The following is a 12,447-nucleotide window of genomic DNA, read 5'->3' as shown; positions in this document are numbered from 1 at the left end:
GCCCAGCGCCCCCCAAGGGCGCCGGAAATGCCGCGCGCAATCTATAGTCGAATAAGCGCGGACGCCTCAAGCGTGGGGCCGCGCCTCACCCAGTCGAATCTTCGTGATTTTGCTGCATTTGCCGCGACTGTGTTCAAACGACCACAGATCGCGGCTTAAGGCGCCGAAGACTACTGGTTCGGGACCTGCGGGGTCGCCGGCGCCGCGGGAGCGGCGCCATTGGTTGTCGGCGGCGTCGAACCAGCCGCAGGCGCCGTGGCCGGGGCAGTCGCCGGAGCCGCGGCATCATTGCCGGACGGCGGCGTCGGCGTGGTGGTGCCGGCAGGCGCCGGGGTGGTCGTGCCGGGCAATTGGTTGAGCACACCCTTGCCGGCACCATCCGATGTCGCCGGCACGCGGTCGAGGATGTCGATCGGCTTCTCGCCGTAGCGGGCAACGATCGACAGTGTCAGCGACGTGGCGAAGAAGGCGGCCGCCAGGATCGCCGTCGCACGCGTCAGCGCATTGGCCGCGCCACGCGCGGTCATGAAGCCGGATCCGCCACCGATGCCGAGGCCGCCGCCTTCGGAACGCTGCAGCAGCACCACGCCGACAAGGGCGAGCACGACCATGAGATGGATGACGATCAGTACGGTTTCCATAGTTTATCCTGGCAAGGCCTTGCCCGGCCGCGGACACGACCGGTGAATTGGAGGCGGCTCAATACAATGCTTTGACGGCATTTCCAAGCCCGTGGCCGGAATATGGGAAGCAACCCGCCCTTTGCAACGATTTCCGACACCGAAAGCCCTGTCCGGCGGGGCGAATGTCTTCAAGCAATATTGCGATACGCCTCGGCGATGGCGAGAAAGTCCGCTGCTTTCAGGCTGGCGCCGCCGACCAGCGCGCCGTCGACATTCCTGACGCCGAGCAGTTCGACCGCGTTGGAGGGTTTGACCGAGCCGCCATAGAGAATGCGCACCTTTGCCGCGACGCTGCCGAGTTTTTCCGACAGCCTTGCGCGGATATGTGCGTGTGCTTCGGCCACATCGGCGGCGGTCGGCGTCAGGCCGGTGCCGATCGCCCATACCGGCTCATAGGCGATGATGGTGTTGGACGGGGTGGCGCTTGGCGGCACCGAGCCGTCGACCTGCCGCGACAGCACGTCCAGCGCGGCGCCCGATTCACGCTGCTGCTGCGTCTCGCCAATGCAAATGATGGCCACAAGCCCGGCGCGCCAGGCGGCGGAGGCCTTGGCCTGGACCGTCGCGTCATCCTCGCCGCGTTGCTCGCGGCATTCGGAATGGCCAACAATGACATGGCTCGCGCCCGCATCTTTCAGCATTTCCGCCGAGATGCAACCGGTGTAGGCGCCGCTCTCCTTGGTGTGGCAATCCTCACCGCCGGCATGCACCGGCGTGCGCGAAAGGATCTCCGCGGCGTGGGCAAGCAGGGTCGCGGGAACGCAAACCAGCGCTTCGGTCTCCGCATCGAGCCCACTCATGAAACCGTTGCCGATCATCCTGAGCTCGTTGAGCGAGGCATTGGTGCCGTTCATTTTCCAGTTGCCGGCGACGAGCGGGCGAATTCCTGGTGTCATGGGTTTGCTTCTCCGGGCGATATCGGGCTCTGGCTCTCACTACCAAAATCAGGCCACAAAGCAATCGACAGTGGACCGGAAGGGCGCTATTGCGCTTGTTTCAGACTCGGCGCATGCGAAAATGCGCATAAATCGGAAGTAAAAATGCTTGGTATATTGAGAAGCGCGGCAGGCACCTGGGTCGCGAAGGGGCTGTTGGTGTTGCTGGTGCTCAGCTTTTTGGTCTGGGGCATTTCCGGACGGCTGATGGGCGGTTTCGCCGGCCATGATTCGGTCATAACCGCCGGCGGCACCAAAGTGTCGATCAACGAATACCGCCTCGCCTATGATCGCCAGCTCGCCGTCATGTCGCAGCAGTTCGGCCAGCGTCTCAGCCACGAACAGGCAAAGGCGCTCGGCGTCGACAACCAGGTGCTGGCCCAGCTCGTCTCGGGCGCCGTCCTCGATGAACAGGCCCGCAAGCTGGGCCTCGGACTGTCCAAGGACCGGCTGGCCGAGTTGACGCGCGAAGATCCGGCCTTCAAGGGGCCAGGCGGTCAGTTCGACCGCAAAACATTCGAATACATGCTGCGCCAGATTGGCATGCGGCCCGAGGATTATCTCAAGAACCGTGCCCAGGTGGCAGTGCGCCAGCAGATCGTCGAGGCGGTTTCGGATGGCCTCAAGGCTCCGGAAACTTTCTTCAAGGCGGTTGCGCTCTATCGCGGCGAAGACCGCACCATCGACTATTTGATACTGCCCAAGGCACTGGTCGAGCCGATCCAGGCGCCGTCCGACAGCGTGCTTTCGGCCTATTTCGAAGCAAACAAGAAGACATACGCGGCACCCGAATACCGCAAATTCTCCTATGTCAGGCTTGAACCGGTCGACATCATGGATACGACCGCCGTCACCGACCAACAAGTCAGCGACGACTACAACAAGAACAAGGCGCGTTACACCACGCCGGAACTGCGCACCATCGAGCAGCTTGTGTTCAAGACGCCGGATGCGGCCAAGGCTGCGCTCGATTCGCTCAAGGCCGGCGCCACCTTCGACAAGCTCGTCACTGCGGAAGGCAAGACCCCGGCCGATACGCTGCTCGGCACGCTGGCCAAGGACAAGATCGCCGACAAGGCTGTCGCCGACGCAGCCTTCGCGCTCAATGCCAATGAAGTCAGTCAGGTCGTGCAGGGCGCCTTTGGCCCGGTGCTGCTGCGCGTCACCGAAATCAAGCCCGAGGTGGTGAAGCCGCTGACCGAGGTGTCCGACCAGATCCGCAAGGACCTGGCGCTGGGCGAGGCAAGCCGCATCCTTCTGGACGTGCGTGACCGCTATGAAGATACCCGCGCCGCCGGCGGTTCGCTGGCCGACGCCGCCACCAAGCTGAAGCTGAAGCTCATCACCATCGACGCCATCGACCGTAGCGGCCTGCGGCCCGACGCAAGCATCGTCAAGGACCTGCCGCAATCGCCGGAGCTGATCAAGGCTGTCTTCGACGCCGAACCCGGCACGGAGAACGAACCTTTGACCACGGCGGACAATGGTTTTGTCTTCTACGAAGTGGCTTCTGTCACGCCGGCTCGCGACCGCACGCTGGACGAGGTTCGTCAGAAAGCCGTCGCCGACTGGACGGCGGCCGAGACCACCAAGCGGCTCGCCGCCAAGGCGGACGAGCTCGAAAAGCGGCTCAAGGCCGGTGCCACGCTCGACGTCATTGCCAGTGAGCTCAAGCTGGAGAAGCAGACCAAGCGCGGCGTCAAGCGCGAGGCCGACGATGTCGATTTCGGCAAGGAGGGTGCGGCAGCGATGTTCGGCGTCGGCGAAGGCGGCTCCGGCTTGATCCCCTCGCCCACCGGCGACGGGCAGATCCTGTACAAGGTCGCCGAAGTGTTCGAGCCCGCGGGGGCCGATGCCAGCTCGGTGCCGGACGATGCGCAGAAATCCTTCACTTCCGGCATGTCGGATGATCTGCTCGATCAACTGGTGGCGCAGTTGCAAACGCAGTACGACGTTCGCATCGATCAGGCCGCCGTTGCCCAAGCCTCGACAAGATGAGCGCGCTGAAAACCCATATCGCCAAAGTCGCGACCGGAAGCGCGCTTTCCTTCGAGGAAGCGCGCGAGGCCTTCGACATCATCATGTCGGGTGACGCCACGCCCGGCCAGATCGGCGGCTTCCTGATGGCGTTGCGCGTGCGCGGCGAGACGGTGAGCGAGATTTCCGGCGCCGTCGCCACTATGCGCGCCAAGATGCTGCGCGTCGACGCACCGGACGGCGCCATCGATATCGTCGGCACGGGCGGCGACAATTCCCACAGCGTCAACATTTCGACGGCATCGGCCTTCGTCATTGCCGGCAGCGGTGTACCGGTCGCCAAGCATGGCAATCGTGGTCTGTCGTCTCTGACAGGAGCCGCCGACGTGCTGGTTGCGCTCGGCGTCAAGATCGACATCTCGCCCGAATTCATCGGCCGCTGCATCCATGAGGCAGGCGTCGGTTTCATGTTCGCGCCCGCGCACCATCCGGCGATGAAGCATGTCGGTCCGACCCGCGTCGAACTCGGCACCCGCACCATCTTCAATCTGCTAGGGCCTCTTTCCAATCCTGCCGGTGTCAAGCGGCAGATGGTCGGCGTGTTCCTGCCGGAGTGGATCCTGCCGGTGGCCGAGACGCTGAAGGCGCTGGGCACCGAGCATGCCTGGGTTGTCCACGGCGACGGCTATGACGAGATCACCACCACCGGCGAGACGCAGGTGGCCGAACTGATCGGCGGCGAGATCCGCAGCTTCACGCTGACGCCCGAAGTGGTTGGGCTGGCGCGCCATACCAAGGATGAATTGCGCGGCGGTGACGCGGCCTACAACGCCAAGGCATTGCGCGACATGCTGGGCGGCGCTGCCGGCGCCTACCGGGACACCGTGCTGATGAATGCCGGCGCCGGGCTGGTGGTGGCCGGCAAGGCGACGACGCTAACCGACGGCATCGCGGCAGCCGTACAGGCCATCGACAGCGGCCGGGCCCTGCAAGTGCTCGACAGGCTGGTCGAGATTTCGAACGGATAAAACGTGTCTGACATTCTTCGCAAAATCGAGGCCTACAAGCGCGATGAGATCGCGGCGGCAAAAGCACGCGTGCCGCTCGCCGAAATCAAGGCGCGGGCGAAGGATGCGGACGCACCGCGCGGCTTTCTTGCCGCGCTCGAAGCGAAGCGCAAATCCGGCGCCTTTGCGCTGATCGCCGAGATCAAGAAGGCGAGCCCGTCCAAGGGCCTGATCCGTGCCGATTTCGACCCGCCGGCGCTGGCGCAGGCCTATGCCAAGGGTGGTGCTGCCTGTCTTTCAGTGCTGACCGACGCGCCGTCCTTCCAGGGCGCGCCGGAGTTTCTCACCAGGGCGCGAGCCGCCGTCGCCCTGCCCGCGCTGCGCAAGGATTTCCTGTTCGATCCGTATCAGGTCTTCGAAGCCCGCGCCTGGGGCGCGGATGCCATCCTGATCATCATGGCAAGCGTCGACGACGCCCTGGCCAGCGACCTCGAAACGACAGCGTTCGAACTCGGCATGGATGCGCTGATCGAAGTGCATGACGAGGCCGAGACACAGCGCGCGCTAAAACTGTCGTCGCGGCTGATCGGCATCAATAACCGCAATCTGCGCACATTCGAGACCAGCCTCGACACTTCGGTGCGGCTGGCGACGATGGTGCCGGCCGACCGCTTGCTGGTCAGCGAGAGCGGTATTTTCTCGCATAACGACTGCCTCAGACTGCAAAAGAGCGACATCGGCACGTTCCTTGTCGGCGAGAGCCTGATGCGGCAGCAGGACGTCACCACGGCGACGCACCTGCTGCTGACAGGCAAGGCGCCAGTCGAGGTTATCTGACAATGACTGCCACCCTCACCCATCTTGGCGCCCAGGGCGAGGCCAACATGGTCGATGTCGGCGACAAGGCAGAGACGACGCGCACGGCAATCGCCGAAGGCTTTGTCGCGATGCAGCCCGAGACCCTGAAGATGATCCTCGCCGGCAACGCCAAGAAGGGCGACGTGCTCGGCACCGCGCGGATCGCCGGCATCATGGCGGCTAAGAAGACCCATGAACTGATCCCGCTCTGCCATCCGCTGCTGCTGACCAAGGTTTCCGTCGACATCGAGCCGGACCATGCTTTGCCCGGCCTGAAAGTCACAGCACTTGCGCGTGTCACCGGCAAGACGGGCGTAGAGATGGAAGCTTTGACGGCCGCCTCTGTGGCTTGCCTGACCATCTACGACATGGCCAAGGCGGTGGATCGTGCGATGGTCATCTCCGGCATCCGGTTGGTCGAAAAAACCGGCGGCAAGTCGGGCGACTACAAGGCGAGTTCCTAATGGCGCTGGTTCCGGTCGCCGAGGCGCTCGAGCGCCTGCTGGAAGGCGCTGCGCCGCTGGCCGGTGAAAGCGTTCCGCTCTTCGAGGCCGCGGATCGCGTGCTGGCGGAACCGGTCGTCTCGCTGCGCACCCAACCGCCTTTCAATGCTTCCGCCATGGATGGCTACGCGGCCCGCGCCAAGGATGTGGCGTCGGTGCCGTCGCGGCTTTCAGTGATCGGCATGGCGCCGGCCGGGCGTGGTTTTGACGGCACGGTCGGCAAGGCACAGGCCGTGCGCATCTTCACCGGCGCGCCGCTGCCCGAAGGCGCCGATACCATCGTCATCCAGGAAAATGTCCGGGATCTCGGTGACGGCGACATCGAAGTGATCGAACCCACCGCTGAAGGACGCAACATCCGCCGCATCGGCCTCGACTTTTCGAAAGGCGACGCGCTGCTGGAACAAGGCCGCGTGCTCGACCCGGCGGCGCTCTCGTTGGCGGCATCGGCCAACCATCCCCGGGTCAGCGTGGTAAAACGGCCGCTGGTAGCCATCATCGCCACCGGCGACGAATTGTTGCCGCCCGGCAGCGATCTCGGGCCGGACCAGATCGTCTCCTCCAATGCCTATGGTGTCGCCGCGACAGCGCAATCGGTCGGCGCCCGCGCGCTCGATCTCGGCATTGCCGCCGATCGCAAGGAGGCCATCGCCGCGCTGGTCAGACAAGCGGTTGCGGCCGGTGCGGACGTCATCGTCACGCTTGGTGGCGCCTCGGTCGGCGATCACGACCTGATCCACGACGTACTGACCGGCGAAGGTATGACGCTCGGCTTCTGGAAGATCGCCATGCGCCCCGGCAAGCCGCTGATGTTCGGGCGCCTCGGCGATATCAGGTGCATCGGCCTGCCCGGCAACCCGGTGGCGAGCCTGGTCTGCTCGCAGCTGTTCCTGAAGCCGCTGCTGGCGCGGCTCGGCGGCCGCAATCATCGACAGGACATACGCCCGGCGCGATTGGGCACCGCAATGCCGGCCAACGACCTGCGCCAGGACTATGTGCGGGCCGTGGTCAGGGAAGATGACGGCGCGCTGGTGGCGACGCCGTTCGGAATCCAGGATTCCTCGATGCTGAGAATGCTGGCCGACGCCAACGGGCTGATCGTGCGGGCGCCGTTTGCCCCGGCAGCGGCTGCGGGCGAAGCTTGCAGCGTGCTGATGCTGCGCTGAGGAATCGCAGGCAAGCCATTAATAACAGAAGATAAAATGATCTTGGCTCTATTCCGAGATCAACGTCCGGGTCAGCGGATGCGCCGGATCGGCAAGGCCGTCGACAATATCGAAATGATGCCGATCGGGCACGACCACGGCGCTGGTGGTGGCGCCAAGGCCGGTCCAGATGTTGGCAAGCAACGCATTCTGGCGCAGGAACTCGGCGCGCTCGCCACCACCGGCCCAGCAAGTGATGCGGGTCCCATTCATGGGACGCAGCAGGGCCGGGCTTTCCGCCAGCGCCTCCTTCTCCTCGATGGCCAGTGTCGCGTTCATCTCGGTGCGCATGATCGGACGCAAATCATGAACGCCTGAGATTGAAACGACATGGCGTATGCGCCGCGCCACATCGGCCGTCAGAGGCGTGGTTGTCGTTATCATGCGGCTGGCAAGATGGCCGCCGGCCGAATGTCCGGTCAGCATCAGCGGTCCCCCGACCATTGCCGCTGCCTTGCCGATCGCCGCACCGATTTCGCTGACGATGCCGGCGATGCGTATGTCCGGGCACAGCGTGTAGGAGGGCATCGCCACGGCGAAGCCATTGCCGACCGCGCCATTGGCTAGGTGCGACCAGGTACTCTTGTCGGACTCCAGCCAGTAACCGCCATGGATGAACACCACGAGCCCCTTGGGAGCGGCCTTGGGAAGGAAAAGATCGAACCGATTGCGCGGTCCGTCACCATAGGCAATGTCGAGCCGTGCCCGGCCCTCTGCCGAAAGCGCATTGCGAAACGCTTGCGCCGGTTCCGCCCAGGCGGCTGGCCAGCGGTCGCTGCCGGCGATGTTCGCGCCGTTGGCATAGGCGCTGTCCCAATCGGCAATGTGACGTTCGAGCATCGGCACCCTCCCCCGGAATGGTATCGTTTCTGCGCTAGCAATGGCCACCGCCGTGCCGTGCGTCAATGCTCCAGAACAAAAACATTTTAGGCTTGAAACAAATTTCGACTGATGCGATCCTGCCCCGACGAACAGCCGACAATGGGAGGTCCGCTGTGCGGCCCAAAACCTGCAGATGTGCACTCTTTCTGGGGGGCATCCCGAGCAGGTGCGACGGTCTCACGAAGCCTCCTCAAAAGCAGGACCTTTAGATCCACCACATCCGGCCAGGCGCCTCGCGCACTGGCCGTCCAGCAGACGGGATAGCGGCGACATGCTTGGGCCTTCAGCGCATATCGACACGTTCACGCGCGATCACCTGCCGCCGCCGGAACAATGGCCGGATATCCTGCTCGATGGCTTTGACTATCCCGAACGCCTCAACGCCGGCGTCGAACTGACCGACCGGCTGGTCGAGAAAGGCTTGGGCGACCACACCGCGCTGATCGGCAACGGCCGCCGCCGCACCTACAAGGAACTGTCCGACTGGACGAACAGGCTGGCCCACGCGCTGGTCGAGAATTATGGCGTCAAGCCGGGCAACCGGGTGCTGATCCGTTCGGCCAACAACCCCGCCATGGTCGCCTGCTGGCTGGCAGCCACCAAGGTCGGCGCCGTGGTCGTCAACACCATGCCGATGCTGCGCGCCGGCGAACTCGCCAAGATCGTCGACAAGGGGGAGATCACCGTCGCGCTCTGCGACACCAGGCTGATGGACGAGATGACCGCCTGCGCCAAGGACAGCGCATTCCTCAAACAGGTCATCGGTTTCGACGGCACCGCCAACCATGATGCCGAACTCGATCGTGCCGCTCTCGACAAGCCGGTGACGTTCAGCGCCGTCGACACCGGCCGCGACGACGTCGCGCTGCTTGGCTTCACCTCGGGCACGACAGGCGTGCCGAAGGCGACGATGCATTTCCACCGCGACCTCCTGATCATCGCCGACGCCTACGCCCGCGAAATCCTCCAGGTGACGCCGGACGACATCTTCGTCGGCTCGCCGCCGCTGGCCTTCACCTTCGGTCTTGGCGGGCTCGCCATTTTCCCGCTGCGCTTCGGTGCGGCGGCGACGCTGCTGGAACAGGCGACGCCGCCCAACATGATCCACATCATCGAGACCTACAAAGCAACCATCTCCTTCACCGCGCCCACTGCCTACCGCGCAATGCTGAAGGCCATGGACGAAGGGGCCGACCTGTCGTCGCTGCGCGTCGCCGTTTCGGCCGGCGAAACCTTGCCCGCTCCCGTCTTCGAAGAGTGGACGCAAAAGACCGGCAAGCCGATCCTCGACGGCATCGGCGCCACCGAAATGCTGCACATATTCATCTCCAACCGTTTTGGCGACATGAAGCCTGCGTCGACCGGCAAGCCGGTGGGCGGCTACGAGGCGCGCATCGTCGACGACGAGATGCGCGAACTGCCGCGCGGTGCGACCGGCAGGCTGGCGGTGCGTGGCCCGACCGGCTGCCGCTACATGGCCGATGACAGGCAGAAGGACTACGTGCGCGAAGGCTGGAACCTCACCGGCGACACCTTCACGCAGGACGAGGACGGCTTCTTCCATTTCGCCGCGCGCTCAGACGATATGATCGTCAGCGCCGGCTACAACATCGCCGGCCCCGAGGTCGAGGCGGCACTGCTGTCGCATCCGGACGTCGCCGAATGCGCTGTCATCGGCGCCGGCGATGCCGAGCGCGGCCAGATTGTCGAGGCGCATGTCGTGTTGGCGCAGGGCGTGGCCCCTGACGCGTTGACCACCAAGCGCCTGCAGGACCACGTCAAGGCGACGATCGCCCCTTACAAATATCCACGGTCAGTGAAATTCATCGCCGCTCTGCCCAAGACCCAGACCGGCAAGATCCAGCGCTTCCGGCTGCGTACGGAGAAAATCAATTGAGCGAGCCCTACGATCCGGCGTCCGAAGGCGCGCAGATGTCGTTCAAGGAGCGCATGTCCTACAGCGACTATCTGCACCTGGAGAAAGTGCTGGAGGCCCAGACGCCGCTGTCGTCGGCGCATGACGAGATGCTGTTCATCATCCAGCATCAGACCTCCGAACTGTGGATGAAGCTCGCCCTGCATGAGATTGGCGCTGCGATCCGCTCCATCCGCGCCGACCGGCTCGAGCCGAGCTTCAAGATGCTGTCGCGCGTCGCGCGCATCTTCGAGCAACTGAACAATGCCTGGGACGTGCTGCGGACGATGACGCCCAGCGAGTACACCGAGTTCCGCGATGCGCTCGGCCAGTCCTCGGGTTTTCAGTCCTGGCAGTATCGCGCCATCGAATTCATGGCCGGCAACCGCAACCTGGCCATGCTCGGGCCGCATAAGCACCGGCCGGACCTCAGCGGGAAGCTGGAGGCGATCCTGGCCGAGCCTTCGCTCTATGACGAGGCACTGCTGCTTCTGGCGCGCAACGGGTTCGACATCGGCGCCGATGCCAGGCGCACGGACTGGCGTGAGACGCGAACCGAAAATGAAGAGGTCCTGGTCGCCTGGCAGACCATCTACCGCGATCCGCAGCGCTACTGGATGTTCTACGAACTGGCCGAGAAGCTGGTCGACTTCGAGGATTATTTCCGCCGCTGGCGCTTCAATCACGTTACCACGGTCGAGCGCATCATCGGCCTGAAGCGGGGCACCGGCGGCACGTCGGGTGCTTCGTATCTGAAGAAGATGCTCGAGGTCGTGCTGTTCCCGGAGCTGTGGACGGTCCGCACAAGGCTCTGACATCGAAATTCAGGCACACCGAGGGGACGCGTCTGTGGCGGAAAACCCTTCGCGAACAACCGAGGACTGACTGACCATGGGTGGAATTCCTGATCTGGCTGCAATCGAAGCGATGGATGCCACGGATCCGCTGCATGCCATGCGCGATCGTTTCATTTTGCCAGAGGGGGTGATCTATCTCGACGGCAATTCACTGGGGGCAGCGTCGCATGCCGTTCTTGGCGAGCTGCAGCAGGCGGCGACCCAGGAATGGGCCCAGGATCTCATCCGAGCCTGGAACACAGCCGGATGGTTCGACATGCCGATCGAACTCGGCGACCAGATCGGACGCCTGATCGGAGCCGCGGCCGGCCAGACCGTCGTCTGCGACACGACGTCGACCAACATCTACAAGGTGCTGCATGCGGCGCTGGAGATGCGGCCCGGCCGGTTGGCCATCGTCGCCGAGGGTGATAGTTTTCCCACCGACCTGTACATCGCCGAAGGCGTGGCCTCGACCCGGGATGGCGTCGTGCTGCGCCTCGCTGGCGTCGACGCGCCAACCATCGAAGAGCTGATCGACGAAAGCGTCGCGGTGGTGCTGGTCAACCACGTCAATTACAAATCGGGTGAACTGCGCGACATGGCGGCGCTGACGCGCAAGGCTCATGCGGCCGGAGCGCTGATCATCTGGGATCTCTGCCACACCGCGGGCGCTCTGCCGGTCGAGCTCGACCATGCAAATGCCGATTTCGCCATCGGCTGCACCTACAAGTACCTCAACGGCGGTCCGGGCGCGCCTGCCTTCATCTATGCCGCAAAGCGCCACCACGGCGATATCAGCCAGCCGCTCAGTGGCTGGTGGGGGCATGCGCGGCCCTTTGCCTTCGAACAGGGTTATGTTGCCGGCACCGGCATCCGCCGCTTTCTGTGCGGCACGCAGCCGGTCCTGTCGATGCGGGCGCTCAAAGGCGCGCTTGCCATCTGGAACGACGTCGACATGGCGGCATTGCGAAAGAAGAGCGTCGCGCTGACGGAACTGTTCATCCAGCTCGTCGAAGCGAAGTGCGGCGCCTATGGTCTCACGCTGGAGAGCACCCGCGACGCGACCAAGCGCGGCAGCCAAGTGTCGTTCCATAACGATCACGGCTATCAAATCATGCGGGCGCTGATCGAGCGTGGGGTGATCGGTGATTTCCGCGCGCCATCGACCATCCGTTTCGGCTTCACACCGCTCTATGTCGGCTACAAGGATGTGTGGCTGGCGGTCGAGGTGCTGGAAGACATTCTGCGCACGGGTGCATGGAAGGACCAGCGTTTCGCCGTCAAGGAGGCTGTCACCTGACGCAGCCCTTTCGACGATCTGTCGTCGCCGGCTCTCCCCAAGTCATATGACCGAGGGACGAATTTCCAGCTCGCAAATGCGTTCATTGCTGGGGGCCAGCGCCAGCCGCGATAATTAACCAAGGTTGGCATTTTGGCTTCGTTTCGTTCACTGCGAACGAACGCCCGAAAAGCTGAAATACCCACATTCGAGGGGCCTATCGACAGCTCATGCCAACACTGAGCTCGGCATGGACCACAGGCCATTAACCATAACAATTTCAATGCCAGAAAGCGCAACGTGACGGCAGACAGTCGTCAACGAGGCCCGTTTTCCAACACCGAAAAATTTCCGCCATCTTAAC

General features: G+C 63.8%; 11 protein-coding genes. 8 read left to right on the top strand and 3 right to left on the bottom strand.

The genetic code is table 11. From position 1 onward, the window contains the following. Nucleotides 1–170 precede the first annotated feature (170 nt). Nucleotides 171–641 (bottom strand): preprotein translocase subunit SecG, encoded by a 471-nt coding sequence (secG, locus tag ASD12_RS15755; protein WP_056587632.1) that lies wholly within the window; start codon nucleotides 639–641, stop codon nucleotides 171–173. A 170-nt stretch (nucleotides 642–811) separates the two neighbouring features. After that, nucleotides 812–1,579, bottom strand: coding sequence for a triose-phosphate isomerase (tpiA, locus tag ASD12_RS15750; RefSeq protein WP_056587628.1), 768 nt, complete (start codon nucleotides 1,577–1,579; stop codon nucleotides 812–814). 144 nt (nucleotides 1,580–1,723) lie between these two features. Here tpiA and ASD12_RS15745 point away from each other — a divergent pair, with 144 nt between their 5' ends. The 5 genes from ASD12_RS15745 to glp are packed head-to-tail and all read left to right on the top strand — an operon-like array spanning nucleotide 1,724 to nucleotide 7,129. Next, nucleotides 1,724–3,616 carry a SurA N-terminal domain-containing protein gene (locus ASD12_RS15745; RefSeq protein WP_056587625.1) on the top strand — a complete coding sequence of 631 codons (1,893 nt, stop codon included), beginning with the start codon at nucleotides 1,724–1,726 and terminating at the stop codon, nucleotides 3,614–3,616. Beyond that, complete coding sequence (trpD, locus tag ASD12_RS15740) at nucleotides 3,613–4,623, top strand: anthranilate phosphoribosyltransferase (protein ID WP_056587622.1); 1,011 nt, start codon at nucleotides 3,613–3,615, stop codon at nucleotides 4,621–4,623. The genes ASD12_RS15745 and trpD overlap by 4 nt, the downstream gene beginning before the upstream one ends. A gap of 3 nt (nucleotides 4,624–4,626) precedes the next feature. Further along, nucleotides 4,627–5,439, top strand: a complete 813-nt coding sequence (gene trpC, locus ASD12_RS15735; RefSeq protein WP_056587619.1) for an indole-3-glycerol phosphate synthase TrpC — start codon at nucleotides 4,627–4,629, stop codon at nucleotides 5,437–5,439. A gap of 2 nt (nucleotides 5,440–5,441) precedes the next feature. Beyond that, nucleotides 5,442–5,924 carry a cyclic pyranopterin monophosphate synthase MoaC gene (gene moaC, locus ASD12_RS15730; protein ID WP_056587617.1) on the top strand — a complete coding sequence of 161 codons (483 nt, stop codon included), beginning with the start codon at nucleotides 5,442–5,444 and terminating at the stop codon, nucleotides 5,922–5,924. Beyond that, nucleotides 5,924–7,129 (top strand): gephyrin-like molybdotransferase Glp, encoded by a 1,206-nt coding sequence (gene glp / locus ASD12_RS15725; protein ID WP_056587614.1) that lies wholly within the window; start codon nucleotides 5,924–5,926, stop codon nucleotides 7,127–7,129. The genes moaC and glp overlap by 1 nt, the downstream gene beginning before the upstream one ends. Nucleotides 7,130–7,177: 48 nt before the next feature. On the opposite strand, the gene ASD12_RS15720 is transcribed toward glp, so the two are convergent. Then, complete coding sequence (locus ASD12_RS15720) at nucleotides 7,178–8,008, bottom strand: alpha/beta hydrolase (protein ID WP_056587612.1); 831 nt, start codon at nucleotides 8,006–8,008, stop codon at nucleotides 7,178–7,180. A 313-nt stretch (nucleotides 8,009–8,321) separates the two neighbouring features. Here ASD12_RS15720 and ASD12_RS15715 point away from each other — a divergent pair, with 313 nt between their 5' ends. From ASD12_RS15715 to kynU, 3 genes are all read left to right on the top strand, one after another. Further along, a complete protein-coding gene (locus ASD12_RS15715; protein ID WP_056587608.1) occupies nucleotides 8,322–9,947 on the top strand; it encodes an AMP-binding protein in 1,626 nt (541 codons plus the stop codon). Continuing rightward, on the top strand, nucleotides 9,944–10,780 hold the full coding sequence (kynA, locus tag ASD12_RS15710; RefSeq protein WP_027036649.1) for a tryptophan 2,3-dioxygenase: 837 nt from the start codon (nucleotides 9,944–9,946) through the stop codon (nucleotides 10,778–10,780). The genes ASD12_RS15715 and kynA overlap by 4 nt, the downstream gene beginning before the upstream one ends. Nucleotides 10,781–10,856: 76 nt before the next feature. Beyond that, on the top strand, nucleotides 10,857–12,104 hold the full coding sequence (kynU, locus tag ASD12_RS15705; RefSeq protein ID WP_056587605.1) for a kynureninase: 1,248 nt from the start codon (nucleotides 10,857–10,859) through the stop codon (nucleotides 12,102–12,104). Nucleotides 12,105–12,447: the final 343 nt, after the last annotated feature.

This window comes from Mesorhizobium sp. Root102 (assembly GCF_001425625.1).
Taxonomy (GTDB): Bacteria; Pseudomonadota; Alphaproteobacteria; order Rhizobiales; family Rhizobiaceae; genus Mesorhizobium.
This window is presented reverse-complemented; position numbering and strand designations above follow the sequence as displayed.

Coding starts and splice junctions, on each gene's coding strand:
- secG (WP_056587632.1), bottom strand. CDS start 641: ATGGAAACCGTACTGATCGTCATCCATCTCATGGTCGTGCTCGCCCTT.
- tpiA (WP_056587628.1), bottom strand. CDS start 1,579: ATGACACCAGGAATTCGCCCGCTCGTCGCCGGCAACTGGAAAATGAAC.
- ASD12_RS15745 (WP_056587625.1), top strand. CDS start 1,724: ATGCTTGGTATATTGAGAAGCGCGGCAGGCACCTGGGTCGCGAAGGGG.
- trpD (WP_056587622.1), top strand. CDS start 3,613: ATGAGCGCGCTGAAAACCCATATCGCCAAAGTCGCGACCGGAAGCGCG.
- moaC (WP_056587617.1), top strand. CDS start 5,442: ATGACTGCCACCCTCACCCATCTTGGCGCCCAGGGCGAGGCCAACATG.
- glp (WP_056587614.1), top strand. CDS start 5,924: ATGGCGCTGGTTCCGGTCGCCGAGGCGCTCGAGCGCCTGCTGGAAGGC.
- ASD12_RS15720 (WP_056587612.1), bottom strand. CDS start 8,008: ATGCTCGAACGTCACATTGCCGATTGGGACAGCGCCTATGCCAACGGC.
- ASD12_RS15715 (WP_056587608.1), top strand. CDS start 8,322: ATGCTTGGGCCTTCAGCGCATATCGACACGTTCACGCGCGATCACCTG.
- kynU (WP_056587605.1), top strand. CDS start 10,857: ATGGGTGGAATTCCTGATCTGGCTGCAATCGAAGCGATGGATGCCACG.